This window comes from Niabella agricola (assembly GCF_021538615.1).
GTDB lineage: Bacteria > Bacteroidota > Bacteroidia > Chitinophagales > Chitinophagaceae > Niabella > Niabella agricola.
Map to the genome: position 1 here is coordinate 4,528,847 of NZ_JAJHIZ010000003.1, position 16,599 is coordinate 4,545,445.

The 16,599-nt window shown below is 49.9% G+C and carries 10 protein-coding genes; all 10 read left to right on the top strand.

The annotated features are described in order from the left end of the window. The first annotated feature begins 6 nt into the window (after positions 1-6). The 10 genes from LL912_RS24140 to LL912_RS24185 all read left to right on the top strand — a co-directional run bounded on the left by LL912_RS24140 (position 7) and on the right by LL912_RS24185 (position 16,472). On the top strand, positions 7-1,728 hold the full coding sequence (locus LL912_RS24140) for a RagB/SusD family nutrient uptake outer membrane protein (protein ID WP_235556196.1): 1,722 nt from the start codon (positions 7-9) through the stop codon (positions 1,726-1,728). Positions 1,729-1,838: 110 nt separating this feature from the next. Then, positions 1,839-3,446: a hypothetical protein gene (locus LL912_RS24145; RefSeq protein WP_235556197.1), complete on the top strand. Its 1,608-nt coding sequence runs from the start codon at positions 1,839-1,841 to the stop codon at positions 3,444-3,446. A gap of 8 nt (positions 3,447-3,454) precedes the next feature. Then, the gene (locus LL912_RS24150) at positions 3,455-3,613 is read left to right on the top strand and encodes a hypothetical protein (RefSeq protein ID WP_235556198.1); all 159 of its coding nucleotides are present in this window, start codon (positions 3,455-3,457) and stop codon (positions 3,611-3,613) included. A gap of 90 nt (positions 3,614-3,703) precedes the next feature. Then, a complete protein-coding gene (locus tag LL912_RS24155) occupies positions 3,704-5,239 on the top strand; it encodes a glycoside hydrolase (protein ID WP_235556199.1) in 1,536 nt (511 codons plus the stop codon). A gap of 22 nt (positions 5,240-5,261) precedes the next feature. Further along, positions 5,262-8,045, top strand: coding sequence for a sugar-binding domain-containing protein (locus LL912_RS24160; RefSeq protein ID WP_235556200.1), 2,784 nt, complete (start codon positions 5,262-5,264; stop codon positions 8,043-8,045). A gap of 114 nt (positions 8,046-8,159) precedes the next feature. Beyond that, positions 8,160-9,341: a glycoside hydrolase family protein gene (locus tag LL912_RS24165; protein ID WP_235556201.1), complete on the top strand. Its 1,182-nt coding sequence runs from the start codon at positions 8,160-8,162 to the stop codon at positions 9,339-9,341. Between the two features lie 34 nt (positions 9,342-9,375). After that, complete coding sequence (locus LL912_RS24170; RefSeq protein ID WP_235556202.1) at positions 9,376-11,385, top strand: polysaccharide lyase family 8 super-sandwich domain-containing protein; 2,010 nt, start codon at positions 9,376-9,378, stop codon at positions 11,383-11,385. 14 nt (positions 11,386-11,399) lie between these two features. Further along, a complete protein-coding gene (locus tag LL912_RS24175) occupies positions 11,400-12,110 on the top strand; it encodes an SGNH/GDSL hydrolase family protein (protein ID WP_235556203.1) in 711 nt (236 codons plus the stop codon). An 88-nt stretch (positions 12,111-12,198) separates the two neighbouring features. After that, a complete protein-coding gene (locus tag LL912_RS24180) occupies positions 12,199-13,407 on the top strand; it encodes a glycoside hydrolase family 88 protein (RefSeq protein ID WP_235556204.1) in 1,209 nt (402 codons plus the stop codon). Positions 13,408-13,700: 293 nt separating this feature from the next. Next, the gene (locus LL912_RS24185) at positions 13,701-16,472 is read left to right on the top strand and encodes a sugar-binding domain-containing protein (protein ID WP_235556205.1); all 2,772 of its coding nucleotides are present in this window, start codon (positions 13,701-13,703) and stop codon (positions 16,470-16,472) included. The last annotated feature ends 127 nt before the right edge of the window (positions 16,473-16,599 follow it).

Below are 16,599 nucleotides of genomic sequence, written 5' to 3' on the forward strand. Positions count from 1 at the left end.
CAACGAATGAAAGCAATAACAATAAAACCCGTTTGGATCAGCTGCCTGGTGCTGCTGGTGATCATGGTAAACAGCAGCTGTAAAAAGTTTTTAGACCGTGAGATAGAATCTAATTACAAGGAAGATGAGGTGTTTGTGAATTATGACCGGATGCAGCAGGCAGGCATTGGCGTATATGCATTCCTGTATAATCGCTTTGGTTTTCAGCGGATCGATAATGCGATGTTGGCTGCTGCCTGCGATGAGGCAGATCATGCGATACCTGCATCCGCCATCCAAAAATACAATACCGGCACCTGGACGGCCGTTTCCAACCCCGAAGATTGCTGGAGTTTTTTTTACCAGGGTATCCGCAGGGCCAACCTGTTCTTGGAGCAGTCGGTAAACTATAAACAGATTATCTACCGCGATACGCTGGATCCTGCCAACAAAAGCAGTTATGAGGCCAATGTAAAAGACATTGCCTGGTTGCGGGCAGAAGTGCGCTTGTTACGCGCCCTGTATTATTTCGAGCTTATCAAACGGTATGGTGGTGTGCCGCTGGTAGATAAGTCTACTTATACTGATGCGCAACTGAAACTGTTTAAACGGAAAACATTTGAAGAGTGTACCGAATTTATAAAGGCTGAATGTGATAGTGTCTATCCACAGTTAAAGGATACCTGGGTCGGTTTCTCCTCCGAGAAATGGCGGGGAAGGATCACCCAGGGGGTGGCGCTGGCATTAAAGGCCCGCCTGTTATTGTATGCCGCCAGTCCATTAAATAATCCTTCAGGTGATCTTGCAAAATGGATTGCCGCAGCAAAGGCTGCGCATGATGTAATTGCCCTGGGTAAATATGGCTTGCATAACAGCTATAGCGGGCTGTTTCGTCTGGGCAATGGTGCTGATGGCAATACAGAAGTGATCTTTGCCATACAGGGCTGGGCCCGCAACGATTTTGAGCGGATGAACTACCCGGTGGGCTACAGCCAGGGCGGCCAGGGCAGTACCTGCCCGTCTCAAAACCTGGTAGACGCCTATGAAATGAAGGCCACCGGTATGATGATCGGCGAACCCGGATCTGGTTATGACCCGACCAATCCTTATGCCGGAAGAGACCCACGTTTGGGTATGTCGATCCTTACCAATAATACTGCTTTTAAAGGACGCCCCGTTGAAGCCTGGGCAGGTGGACTGGACGGTTTGGGGAAACTGAATGCTACAACAACGGGATATTACTTACGGAAGTTCATAGACGAAGGCCTGGATCTGGAGAAAAATACCAGTAGCGTTCATACCTGGATCCTGTTCCGGTATGCAGAAATATTGTTGGATTATGCCGAGGCTATGAATGAAGCCTATGGTCCGGAAGCTGCCAGTGGTTATTCCATGACAGCAAAGGCGGCGGTGGATCGTGTGCGGCAACGACCCGGTGTTGGCCTGCCCCTGCTGCCTCCCGGTCTTTCCAAAGAAGAGATGCGGGCACGTATCCGTAACGAGCGCAGGGTAGAGCTGGCATTTGAAGAGCATCGCTTTTTTGATGTACGCAGATGGAAGATTGCGGAGCTGACGGAGAACCTGCCGCTGATGGCTATGCAGGTTATAAAGACACCGGAAGGTACATTCAACTACCTGGTACGGAAAGCAGAAGACCGGGTCTTTCAGCCGCGTATGTACTGGTATCCCATCCCGGAACAGGAAGTACTAAAGAGCGAAGGAAATCTTGCACAAAGTCCCGGCTGGTAACTTCATTTTCAAAATATCCTGTTTTTGAAATAACCACTAAAAATGCTGCATACTCAAAAGAATGATTATTCAATCTGTTCCATGTGGCTGAAAACAATAAAAAGTAATACATGAAAAGAATATATCTTATACTCTTTCTTGGTTTGAACCTGGTATGGTTGGTTATGGCCTGCAATAAGGCGCTTACATTTCCTGAAGGCGGTAGCTTGCCCTTACCGGAACTGGAAGGTGCTACCGCCCGGTTGCATTGGGTAGGCCCCCGCTATAAGGTAGCAGTGCAGGCCGCTATAAAGGATGGGGAGGGCATACAGAAAGTGCGCATGCGGAATGGCGAATGGTTGCTTGATACCGTTTTCGATGTAAGCAACCAGCAGGTATTTTCGATAAGGGATAGTTTCCTGGTGCCAAAAGATGTGAACCCTACACAACATGTTTTGGAGTTCCAGATCACAAATAGCAGGGGAGGTCTGATCAAAAAATATGTAACGGTGGAAGATCTTTCTTCGGAAAATCTTATTCCGGGTTATAATCCAGACGAGTTGCCGCCGGATATCCAGGTGGTAAAACCGACCGTAACCAAATTTCTCGGCTTTTCAACTGCTCCCATTAAAGTAGATGTTGAAGCCACTATCAAAGACCTGGAAATTGACAATATAGAGCTCAAGCTATGGGGCGAGACGGCAGATGGCCAGCCGGTGGAGTTCTATGAAAAGATTGTACCTGCTGACGATGCTGCAAAAAAACAATATACATTGATAAAGACCTTCGAGTTGCCGGCTGGTAAGCCCGGGTTGTACCAATACGTCATCCGTTCCACCGATGCGAGCGGCAACAAAAAAACGGTGGGAGGTGAGGTGAGTGTAGGATATATAGATCGCCTTTATTTATCCGATGCGCAGCATGCAGGGGAAGTAACAGCACAGGGATACGATCAGGCTGGAGGTTGCAGGGGAATCGGAACCATCTACTCGATGAAAAAACAGGGCACCAACACCTTTCTTATCGATTACTATTATCCCGCTTCAGGTGCAGAAAATATCCGGTTCATCGCATTCATGGGCAACGATAAGCCGTTTAACAATACGGGCGGCACCCAGGCCGGGATCAATTATACCCTGGATGGAGGAAATGTGATCGGCTCAAGCTCGGCTACACCGGGCACGCTTACCGTTAACCTGCAGGAGGCCGGCTTTAAGCTTCCGGCAACACAGAAGGGTTATTATCATATTAGTGTTGATATGACAAAGCGTACAATAACCGCCACACCGTATACACCCACATTGCCGGTAGATGCCGTAAAGTACCCGGGATGGTCCGATGCCAGCCCCTGGCCGTATCTTGCTGTAACGGGACCCACTGTAGCAGGTAGTGCGGGCGGCTGGACGGAAGCGACTACGTCGCCGAAGTTAATAAGGGATCCTGATAATAAATATCTATTCAGCGGCAGCTTTCAAACCACCGGTGGTTCTTCAAACATGAGTCTGAATGCGCCCTTGGCGGCCTTGAGCGGGGATGTATGGGGCAAGGGATGGTTCCGGCTGGCGGCAGCCCGTGCGGCTATGAAAGATGATTATAGTGATCTGATTACCACGGTGGGCGCGGTAGGTGCCAGCTCCGGCGGCGCCAACTGGGGTTTTTCCACCAGTCCCGCCGGTACCTATAAAGCTTCGTATGATCTGGTATTGCAGCGGTTCCGGATTGTTAGAACCGGGAATTAAAAGGGGCAATGGTGGTTCCTGCTGATGCGCCTGCGCTCGTGCGGCCGGAAACGAGTTTCGCTGATATAAATGCAGATAAAGGCGGAAGAGCCATCGGGGAGAGCCATATGTTTGATGACGATGGTGTGCCGCGCAATCCTAAACAATGTGATTACCTGAATGTATAATCGATGAAATATTTTAAGAACCGATCAATATTCAAACAAGCAATAAAAACAATCGTAAAAAAAGCCGGATGTGCCTTTGTACTGACCCATATGTTATCATTGCTATGGGCCTGTGATAAAAAACCTCCGGGGACCACGCCCGTCGCTGCTCCTCCGGGAAAAATAATTGTAACGCTTTATCCCTCACAGGAGCAACAAACGATACACAGCTTTGGCGCTTCCGATTGCTGGACGGCAAAATTTGTGGGCAACTGGCAGGATGAACAGAAGAAGAACAAAATAGCCGACCTGCTTTTCAGCATGGATACCTTAAAAGATGGAAGTCCCGAAGGTATTGCTCTTTCCCTGTGGCGCTTCAACATCGGCGGCGGAAGTTTTGAACAGGGTGCTGCAAGCAATATAAAGGACGAATGGCGGAGGGAGGAATGTTTTATGAATGCCGATGGCTCTTATGATTGGAGCAGGCAACAGGGGCAGCAGTGGTTTTTGGAAGCAGCAAAAAAAAGGGGTGTTGCCTATACGCTGGGTTTCTCGCTGACGCCCCCTGTTTTTATGACACAGAACGGAAAAGCGTATAATGCTACCGGTGGTACGCGGATGAACATAAAAGAAGGAATGATGGATGCTTATGCCGATTTTTTAGTAAAGGTAGCGGGTCATTTCAATTTCGATTTTCTGAGCCCGGTAAATGAGCCCCAATGGAAATGGGGGAAGGCCGACGGCGCCAGCCAGGAAGGTACACAGGCCGTCAATACAGAGATCGCTGCGCTGGTAAAGGCCACCGCACCAAAGATGGGAAATACGAATGCAAAGATCGTGGTGGGTGAAGCAGGGCAGTGGGATTATATATTTGGTAAAAATGAAGAAGGCTGCGGCGATCAGGCCCGCCAGTTTTTTAAACCGGGAACACCGATCTATATCGGCGATCTGCCGCAGGTGGCCGGCATTATTTCAGCGCACAGCTATTTCACCACCTGTCCTGACGCGGCAGCCATTGCAACCCGGCAACAGGTGCGCGCTGTGGCCGAAGAACTGAAGCCTTTGCAAATATGGCAAACGGAGTTTGGTATCCTGGGTAATATCTGCAATCAGTACAGTGGTGCACCGCGTAATACGGGAATCGATTATGGCCTCTATGTGGCCAAAGTGATCCATCAGGACCTCACCGTTGCCAATGCCACATCCTGGCAGTGGTGGCTGGCCATGAGCCCCTATGATTACAGTGATGCGCTGGTATATATCAATACGCCCTCGGGTAAAACAGATGTGCCGGGTTGTAAAACAGACGGCATTGTTTCGGACTCAAAGCAACTTTGGGCTTTCGGTAATTTTGCGCGTTTTGTGCGGCCGGGAATGAAACGGATCGCAACGGCGCAATCCGGAAAACAGGGGAGCGAAAATATCCTGGTATCGGCCTATAAAGATAGCAATGTAAAGAAGATGGTGGTGGTATTGATTAACCCGCAGGACCGGGAAGAGGTGGTGCAACTGAATGGTATGGCGGATCAGCTGCTTGACATCTATACGACAAACCATACACAGAATCTGAAACATTCGGTGTCAAAGCCGCGTGAACTGCGGCTCGCGTCAAAGTCAGTAACAACTGTAACCGGAATCTACAGGTAATAATATAAAAGTTTCTGAGCAGATGATGAAGAAAAGAATGGTACTTTATTGGATAACCGTCCTGTTACTGGGTATCGTATCTGAAACACGGGCACAGCAGCCACAACCTGCTCCCCGTAAAACATTAGGGCTGGAAGGCGTCTGGAAATTTAAATTGGATCCCTTTGAGACCGGCGTAAACAGTAACGGGGTACAACTGCTGCCGCCGCTGGCAGAAACGATCACATTACCAGGTTCTACAGATCAGGCGGGAAAGGGATACAAGACGCAGGGCATGACCTCGCTGCGTTTGACGCGTGCTTTTGAATATAAGGGTATTGCCTGGTATGAAAAAGAGATCGAAGTGCCGGAGCAATGGAAAGACAAAGAGGTGGAGCTTTTTCTGGAGCGGGCACACTGGCAAACCGATCTATGGATCAACGACCGGCCGGCCGGTAAGCGGGAAAGCCTTTCCGTGCCCCACCAGTATAGGGTAACACCGCTGATAAAACCCGGTAAGAAAAATAAAATACGGATCCGGGTCAACAATGATAAGATCTATGATATTGAATATGCGCACGCCGTCAGCGCGGAAACGCAAACCAACTGGAATGGCATTATCGGTAAACTGGAACTGCGCGCATTTGATAAAGTGCATATTGCCGGCATACAGGCCTATCCGGATGCAGCAAAAGGAACGGTTACGTTGAAGATCGATATTCAAAACAGCAATCGTAAACCCGTCGAAGGCACCATACGGTGTAACGGTGCTGTGGAGCATACCACAACACCGCAACAGGTTCCGGAACGGAGCTTCCGTTTCTCCGGAGCGGATTCCCTGATCACCATTAGGGCGGAAGTGCCGCTGGGCACACCGGTTCAGCTATGGGATGAGTTTAATCCTGCATTGTACCGGTTGCAGCTGACATTGAATGCCACAGGAAATACACAGCAGTATAATGATGCGGCGGAAGTGACATTTGGTGTGCGTGAACTGGCGACACGGGGTACCCGTTTTATATTTAATGGAAGACCTGCATTTATCAGGGGGACGGTGAATTCTTCGGAGTTTCCGCTGACCGGCTATCCGCCGGCGGATAAAAAGGAATGGATCCGGATCTTTACCACCTGTAAGAATTATGGGTTAAATGCGATGCGCTTTCATACCTGGTGCCCGCCGGAAGCAGCCTTTGAGGCCGCGGATGAACTGGGCTTTTACCTGCAGGTAGAAAACCCCGACTGGCGGTTTACCATTGGCAAGGACAGTGCCGTAAATGATTTTTTGCGCCGGGAAGGCGAAGCGATCTTAAACGCTTATGGCAATCATCCTTCATTTATCATGTTCTGTGAAGGCAATGAGCTGGTAGGTCCGGCCGTGAAGGAATTCCTGACGGCGCAGGTTACGCACTGGAAACAGCTGGATCCGCGCAGGCTTTATACCGGGAGTGCTGCGTATCCCCTCATTGATGCCAATGATTATCATGTATTGTATGGCGCCCGGCCGCATCGCTGGAAAGAAGGGCTGAAGAGCCGGTTCAATGTTAAGGCGCTGGATACCCGTTATGATTATTCGGATTATGTGGTCAAGAACAACGTACCGATGATCACGCATGAAATCGGTCAGTGGTGTGTGTATCCCGATTTTAAGGAGATCCCCAAGTATACCGGTGTACTGAAACCGTATAACTACGAATTGTTCCGCGAGCTGCTGCGGGAGCGCAATATGCTGGACCAGGCAGCAGATTTTATGATGGCCTCCGGCAAATTCCAGGTCATCCAGAAAAAAGAAGAAGTGGAATCCTACCTGCGTACACCCGGACTGGGCGGCTATCATATGCTGCAGTTAAATGATTTTCCCGGTCAGGGTACCGCCCCGGTAGGTGTAGTGGATATTTTCTGGAATCCCAAGCCCTATACAACGGCAGCTGACTTCCGGAAATTTCAGAATACGCGGGTGCCTTTATTACGGACCGCAGCTTTTACCTGGACCAATGCACAGATCTTTACAGCCACAGCGCAGTTCGCCAATTTCGATAGTGCCGCATTGAAAGGCGCTATAGCTGAGTGGTCGCTCCGTTTTCCGGATGGTACCGTATATGCATCAGGTAGTTTCGCCCCGGCGGATATTCCGGTGGGCAGTCCGTTCACGCTGGGGGAGATCAAAGTTCCGCTGGATAAGATCAAAACGGCTGTACAATTAAAACTTACGATCCGCATTGAGGGCACAACCTGCAACAATGACTGGAATATATGGGTATATCCGGAAAAACAGCCGGGAGTGGATCCGGGTAAAGTATTGGTAGCAGATAGCTGGAATGCACGAGTGGCAACAGTTTTGGAGAAAGGCGGGAGTGTATTGCTGCTGGCTGATACGGCAAAAATAAACTCCGATGCCGCGCCCGGGTTCTCGGGTATTTCCTGGAACACGGTCTGGTCCGGTATGCCGCCCAACCTGTTGGGGATCCTTTGTGATCCGGCGCATCCGGCATTGCAGTTCTTTCCCACAGCATTTCATTCCGACTGGCAGTGGTGGGATCTTGTTGCCCATTCAAGGCCCATGGTGCTGGAACATTTTCCGTTTGGATTTAAACCCCTGGTACAGATGATCCCCGATTGGAACAATCCCCGCAAGATCAGCCTGCTGTTTGAGGCACGGGTAGGCAAAGGCCGGTTACTGGTATCTGCCATCGATCTGAAACACCAGCTCGATCAGCGTCCTGTGGCACAACAATTATTGTACAGTCTGAAAAAATACATCAGCAGCGAGGCCTTTGCGCCAACGGAACAGTTAGCTCCGGCATTGTTGCAGCAGTTGTTTAAAAAATAAATCGGCACAAATTTTAAGGAGGATATGAAGTGTTGTTTTAAGAAAATTTTATTCAGTAGCTGCCTGTTGTTAGGGATAATACGATTACCGGTTCATGCTCAAAAACAACACCGGTTGCAATCGCGCGCGGAGGTACAGGCGATGGTGACAGAAAGCTTACAGGCTTCCGTGCAGCAGTATAACTATTTAAAACAACAGCTGCAGCCGGATCAATGGCCGCGGACCTTTGAGAACCGGAAGCTGCAAACAGTAACACCAGCTGCCTGGACCAGCGGCTTTTACCCGGGCGGGTTACTGTACCTCTATGAATTTTCACGCGATACTAACTTATTGAACGAAGCCAATACCAAATTAAAGAAGATGGAGCTGTTGAAAACATTAACGGCCCATCACGATCTTGGTTTTATGATGTATTGCAGTTTCGGCAATGCCTACCGCCTGTTTGGCCGGCCGGAAGATAAGGCCATCCTGGTGCGTTCCGCACAATCGCTGGCCCGGCGTTTTGATCCGCGGGTAGGCTGCATTCAGTCCTGGGACCAGGTAAAGTCGCTGGACGGGAAACGGCTCCTGAAATTCCCGGTAATCATCGATAATATGATGAACCTGGAGCTGTTGTTCTTTGCCTCAAAAGCAACCGGGGAGCCGCTTTATAAGGACATGGCGATAAAACATGCAGTAATGACCATGAAGAACCAGGTGCGTCCTGATTTTAGTTGTTATCATGTGGTGGACTATGATGTGGAAACAGGCGTGGTAAAGAGCCGGGAAACCCAGCAGGGGTTCTCCGATAACTCTGCCTGGTCACGTGGTCAGGCCTGGGGGATCTATGGATTCACCATGGTATACCGCGAAACAAAGGATATCCGCTTTTTACAAACGGCGAAGGGTATGGCGGATTTTTTCCTTGGCCATCCGAACCTGCCAGAGGATAAGATCCCTTACTGGGACTTTAACGTGGGGCAGGCGGGCTTTGATCCGCCCTGGAATTATGACCCATCAAAATATCAGCCGGTTCCCCGCGATGCTTCAGCTGCTGCTATTACGGCGTCGGCATTGCTGGAGCTGGCAGAGTATGTGGATGCGAAGACCAGCGGCCGCTATCAGCGCGCGGCAGAAAGCATGCTGCAATCGCTGTCCTCACCGGCCTATCGTGCTGCAACAGGGGAGAACGGTGGGTTTATCCTGAAGCATGCGTCGGGAGGCGTACCTGGGAATATTGAGGTAGATGTGCCCCTGATTTACGCAGACTATTATTATCTTGAAGCCTTGATGCGCTACCGCGCACTGAAAAAATAACGAACAATCCTTTTTAAGATCACATAAAATAAATATGCGCAGGCTCGGATTAAATATTGTGTTTCATTTTTTGTTTGCTTTGGTTGCCAGAGCGCAGGCAGATACCATACTGGACCGGTATAGCCGCTACCTGTTACGCACCAGTGTGCTACCTGTGAAGCATACAGCTAACTGGATCCGTACCCTGCAACCGGATGGGCGCTGGCCGGATATCGACTATAATGATAAGGAACCGGCCGCATGGAAGGTGCCGGACCACCTGAAACGCATCCGCGATATGGCTCTATGCTGGGCTGCTTCCGGATCGCCGGAGCGCAATAGTATTCCATTGCTGCATGCGATGGAGCAGGCGCTCGATCACTGGCTGCTGGAACGGTACCGGAGCACCAACTGGTGGCACAATGAAATTGGCATTCCCCGTTATATGCGCGATATCATCATCCTGCTCCGCAAACAATTAAATCCGCAACGGATGAATGCGGCGCTGGAAGTGCTGAACCAGCTCCGGGTGCATGAAGATTATCTTGCGGGCAACCTGGTATGGTGCGCCGACCTGGGATTGCATTACGGGGCGCTTACCGGCGATGATGCACTGGTGCAACGCTGTCGTAACCTGATCGTAAAGGAGATTAAAGTAGATACGGGAGAAGGCATTCAGCCGGATTACAGCTTTCAGCAGCACGGGCACCGCTTACAAATGTACCAGTATGGAAAGGCATTTTTGTTGGAGAGCCTCCGGGTGGCCTGGCAGTTAAAAGGTACGGAGCTTGCTTTTCCGGAAGATAAGGTAGCATTGCTTACGGGTATGATGCTGAACGGCTGGCAATGGATGGCCCGGGGGATATATACGGTGCCGGGAACCATGGACCGGTCGGCATCCCGAAAGGGAGAACTGGAAAGTGCAGATGTACGGGCATTGATCCCGTTTATGAAAGAATTACAACCTTCCGGAACTGCAGACTGGGACCGGTTAAGCGCTGTTCAGAATGGTAAAACGAGCTTGCTAGGATTCCGTTATTATCCCTATTCTGATTTTGCCGCCTATCACCGGAAAGCGTTTAGTTTTTTTCTGAAAACGATTTCCACCCGCACGCTGGCCACCGAATCGATCAATCATGAAAATTTAAAAGGACGGCTGCTCAACAGCGGTGATGCTTATCTTATCAGGGATGGTAAAGAATATACAGACCTCATGTCGGTCTGGGACTGGTCGCACCTGCCGGGCGTAACGGCTTTTAAAGGTGCTTACCAGGCAAACCGTCAGGCTTTTGCCGGCAGCGCGGGCGATTCATTATGCGGTGTAACCGCTATGCACGTGATCATTGCAGATACAACGGGAAAGCAAACGTTAGCGGCGCATAAGTTCTGGGCTTGTTATGGGGATAAGGTAGTATGCCTGGTTGGGGATTTAAAAACAGATAAGGTCCCTGACCCGGTTTACACCGCATTGGATCAATGCCGCCTGCGTGGCCCGGTGACGGTGAATCATCCCAAACAGGTATTACGGAACGGGACAAAGCGGCTGGACCAAGTGCGCTGGATCCATCATGCAGGGTTTGCCTATATTCCGCTGCAGCCGGCTGTTATGGAGGTGCATGCAGAAAATATGTCTGGTACCTGGTATGCGATCAACAATGCGGAATCAAAAAACACGGTGCGCGCCGATGTTTTTATGCCGGTGCTGTGGCAACAACAGGGATCTTCCTTTGGTTATGTATTAAGCGCTGCGACAACCGCAGAACAAGCGGCAAAACTCGCTTCAAAACCGGATTGGAAGGTGTTGCAGAATGATAAAGATGTACAGGCCGTGCGTTTTGCGGATGGCGTGGTAATGGCGGCATTTTATGAGCCCGGTAAGCTGCTGTTAGAGCAGGGACGGTACCTGCAAACGGACCGCTTTTGCCTGGTGGTGATCAAAAAAGGAAAGCTCTATGTCAGTGATCCGCTGCATAAAGGCGGAATGGTAACATTACAGATTGGTAATAAAGAACAACAGTTACAGCTACAGGCGGATGGTACTACCGCAACTGTCGTTTTTAATTGAATAAAAAATAAAGCATGAAAAAAAGGATGGCTCGTTTATTATTGTTCTTCCTTGTATTGCATATAGTGGTAGCGGGGATGGCGCAGGCAGATCCGCAAACCTACCTGGAGGAGCTGAAGACCGAATTGAAAAAGAAATGGCCCGCCAACCGTACCATCAACCTGGTGTTTCACGGGCATTCTGTGCCCAGCGGATACTTTCAGACCCCGGCGGTGCATACGCTGGAAGCCTATCCGCACCAGGTGCTGCAGCAGTTGAAGGAGCAATATCCCAATGCGGTCATCAACGTAATCACCACATCTATCGGAGGCGAAAATTCTGTACAGGGACAGAAACGATTTGAGAAGGACGTACTGCCGCATCGCCCGGACGTATTGTTTATTGACTATGCGCTGAACGACCGGTCAGTCGGACTGGAAGCATCCCGAGCGGCGATGGAAAAGATGATCCGTCGGGCATTAAGGAAGCATATAAAGATCATCCTGATGACGCCTTCCCCGGATCTTGCCGTGGACATTCTTAAACAGGATAATATATTAAGCCAGTTCAGTCGGCAACTGGTAGAGCTGGCAGCTAAATATCAGATCGGCCTTGCCGACAGCTATGCCGCCTTTTATGAGCAGGTCCGAAACGGAAAGCAGCTGCGCGATTATATGGCGCAAAGCAATCATCCCAATGGAAAAGGCCACCGGCTGATCGCAGACCGGATTATGAAATGGTTTTAAAACATTAAGAAATTAAGTGCCATTAAGCCTTTGATAAACTCAATACCTTAATGGTTCCAATACCTTGTTGAAGTTAAAACAGCATAACATGAATAAGAGGATGGGGTGGTTGCTTTTCTGCTGCTTTTTATTAAGCGGATTAAACGCACAGCACCCGGTAAAGACCCGGAAAAGGCTGCAACGGGAAGTGATACGTTGCATCAATGCATCAGCGCAGCAGTACAAGGTAATGATGCAGCGGCTGGATGCTGACCGCTTTCCGGTTACCTGGTACGCTAAAGATGATAAGCTGGTGACCAGCGGCTCCGAACCCTGGGTGGGTGGATTTTACCCCGGTGCGTTGTTGTATCTTTTTGAGTACACAAAGGATAGTAGTTTATACAAAGAAGCATTGCGAAAAATGCAGGTACTGGAAAAAGAACAATACAATAAAACGACGCATGACCTGGGTTTTATGATGTATTGCTCCTTTGGCAATGCGGAACGGCTGGAGCCAAAGCCGGGGTATAAAGAGGTACTGGTCAATAGCGCACGGTCGCTGGCAAGCCGCTTTAATGAGAAAGTAGGGTGCATCCGTTCCTGGGATTCGGATCCCGGCCGGTTTATGGTGATTATTGATAATATGATGAACCTGGAATTGCTGTTTGAAGCCACAAAAATGACAGGCGACTCTTCTTTTTACCGTATTGCGGTGACCCATGCCAATACCACTATGCAACATCATTACCGTCCAGACTACAGCTCCCACCACCTGGTGATCTATAATCCTAAAGACGGCAATGTATTAAAAAAGCAAACGGTGCAGGGTGCCGCCGACAGCTCTGCCTGGGCCCGGGGTCAGGCCTGGGGGTTATACGGGTACACGATGTGTTATCGCGAAACGCGTAACCCCCAATACCTGGAACAGGCCCGGCACATTGCACAGTTCCTGTTAGCTCATCCACGCCTTCCGGCGGACAAGATACCATATTGGGATTTTGATGCGCCGAGGATCCCCAATGCACCAAGGGATGTCTCGGCGGGTGCGGTTATCTGTTCGGCCCTGCTGGAACTGGCTACGTATACATCCGGAAAAGAAAGCAGGGGTTATTTAAGGGCGGCAGAAAAAATGCTGCAAAGCCTTTGCTCCCCGGCCTACCGCGCCGCTATCGGAGAAAATGGTGGTTTTCTTTTGAAGCATGGTGTAGGTAACTATCCGAAAAATGCCGACATTGATGTGCCGCTGATCTATGCCGATTACTATTATACGGAAGCATTGCAGCGGTATTGGAAGCTGGGTACAAAAGGCCGGTTGTGATAAACAGCGCAGCTCCTGTTGCACAGTCGCCGCGTTTCACCACCAGCTGACCTATATTGGGGTGTTGAAGAGGGCGACGCAAGACCGCAGCCATAAGCACTGGAGCTGGGGCAATAAAAAGAGCGATAAACGCACATGCAACATTAAAAAATCCATCTTCTTCTAACGAATAGCCATTGAAACCACGGTCCGCAGGCTCTATGTTTAAATATTCAAATACGAATGATGCTTACAGGAGGCAGTCATATTTTAGGATGCTGATTTTTTTTAAAATACGGATAACCGGGATTGTTTTGTTGAACGTATGGTGCTTGTGTGCGCATGCCCAGCCATCCGCCCGCGAACGTATTTTTCTCAATGGCACCTGGGGTTTCTGCATGGATCCGCAAAATATAGGCATTGCACAACGCTGGATGGATCGTTTGTTTACAGAAACGGTGATCCTGCCTGGCTCCATGGCACAATGGCATAAAGGCATCCGGAATACGCAGCCCACCACGCAGCACCTGAATACAACCTGGTCTTATGCCGGCAAAGCCTGGTACCAGAAGCGGGTATGCATACCTGTATCCTGGAAGAACAGGAGCGCCATACTTTGCCTCGAACGTACCAAGGCAACTACCGTATGGATGGACGGAATACCTGTAGGTAAAAGTACCCTGTTGTCGGCCGCGCAGGTCATTGAACTCGGCTACCCGGAGCCCGGGTGGCATACGCTGACGATCTGCGTGGATAATACGCCTTCACTTTTCCCGGTGGGTGGTTCGCATGCGCTGAGCGTGCATACACAAACCAACTGGAACGGCATCATCGGTAATATTTTCCTGGAGCGCCGAAGTGATTTTCAACTGGCGCAGATTCGGGTAAAACCGGATGCCAACAAGCGGTTGTTCCAGCTCGGCATCCGGTTGCGGAATGCGTATAAGGGAAAAAAAACGGCCCGTATCAAAATAGAGGCGTTGGCATGGAATACCGGCAAAAAGCATATAGCAAAAACACAGTGGTACAATATCATTGCTGATAGCGTGGAGTTGGATTATCGGTTGGGCCGGGATGCCCTGTTTTGGGATGAATATCACCCGGCACTTTACCGTCTTACGGTAACATTGTATGATAAGCGAGGCATTGCAGACCGGATGGTGCTAAACGCCGGTTTGCGTAGTTTCTTCCCCCAGGGCACACAGTTCCGCATTAACAACCGGGTCACTTTTTTACGAGGGAAGAACGAAAGCTGTGTGTTTCCCTTAACAGGATTTCCGCCTGCGACCGTTTCAGCATGGAGGCGGCTGTACCGGATCGCAAAACAATATGGCATCAATCATTACCGGTTTCATTCCTATACACCGCCCGAAGCTGCCTTTGAGGCGGCGGATATCGAAGGGATCTATATCCAGGCAGAATTACCTAACTGGTCGAACTTTAATAGTAAAAACAGCTTTCAGAATCGCTTTCTTTATAAGGAAGGGGAAGCCATTCTTGATGCCTATGGGAACCATCCGTCGTTTGTACTGTTATCACTGGGCAATGAACCGGCGGGGGATGAAACAGTGCCGGATAAAATGATCAAAGAACTGCGGGCTTACGATAATAACCGCCGGCTATATACGGCTGGTACCAATGCATTTTATAATGATCCGCACCCCAGGGCAGGTGAAGATTTTTGGGTAACCATGCGGACGGGTAAAGAAACGGCTGATGGTGGGTTCGATGTGCGGGGTGGTTTTGCCACAACCGAAGACCGAACTAACGGAATTTTAAATAGCATGCAGCCGAATACGCGGCGCAATTACGCCGGGGCTATCCGCACTTTGGATTTACCGGTGGTCGGGCATGAGATTGGACAATACCAGTTGTATCCGGATTATACGGAGCTTCCGCAATATACCGGCGTGCTTCAGCCGGCGAACCTGCAGATCTTTCGCGAGCGGTTGCAAAAGGCAGGAATGGGCGACCAGGCGGCGGACTTTTGTAGGGCATCGGGCATGCTGGCCGTTCAACTTTACCGTAGGGAGATTGAAATGGCGTTGGGTACACCTGGTTTCGGCGGCTTTCAGTTGCTGGACCTGCAGGATTTTCCCGGGCAGGGCACGGCACTGGTAGGGTTGCTGAATGCCTTTATGCGCAGTAAAGGACTGGTCTCTCCACAAACCTTCCGGCAGTTTTGTAATGATCGTACCATTCAGGTATTGATGGATACATATACCTGGACAAACGATGAGTCGTTCACCGCAGACGTTCAGTTAGTAAATTACAATCCGGAACATGTTTCGGGGAAGACCGTGCACTGGAGAATAACCAACCCGAAGGGACAGGTGCTGGGCAGCGGAAAATGGAGGATCGGAAAAGAGTCTAAAGCGATTATACCTGTGGGGAACATCCGTTTTCCGTTATCCGGTATTGCTGCAGCTACAAAACTAAACCTGCAGGTAATACTTGAGGGCACTGCGTGCAGGAATAGTTATCCCGTTTGGGTGTACCCATTCAAAGAGGAGTTGGCCGTTCCTGCGGGGGCAATAATTGCCCGAACGCTGGATGATAAAACGATAAATGCATTACAGACGGGAGCGAACGTATTGCTGTTCCCGGATCTTGAAAGCATAAAGGAGAAATCAGTGGGCGGACAGTTTATTACGGAGTTCTGGAACTGGAAGGTGTTTAAAGAGGCCGCAGCAAAACAACAGCGGCCGCAGTCTGCGGGTACATTAGGGATCCTCACCTGGCCCGAATTGCCGTTGTTTGATCATTTTCCCACGGAATTTTACACCAGCTGGCAATGGTGGCCCATTGTCAAAAATGCGCGTCCGCTGATACTGGATGCCCTGCCTGCCGCTTACCGGCCCTTGGTGCAGGTGATTGATAATGTCGACCGCAATCATAAGCTGGGTCTTATTTTTGAATGCCGTGTAGGCCAGGGAAAACTGCTGGTGTGCATGACGCCGCTGGATCAGCTGAAAGCATACCCGGCTGCAAGACAGCTCTACTACAGCATGTTGCAGTATATGGCATCTGAGCATTTCCGCCCGGCAACAGTTTTGAGTGCTGGTCAATTAAAAGAAATTTTGTAGCGGGTGAAGGAACCCAGCTCCATCAGTCGCCCGAATTTTCCTAACTTCCGGCATCAGAAAATCTATCTTTTTCCGAAGATTAGCTATTGAAAATACAGCAGGCAGGCGCTATGTTTGAACCTGAAAT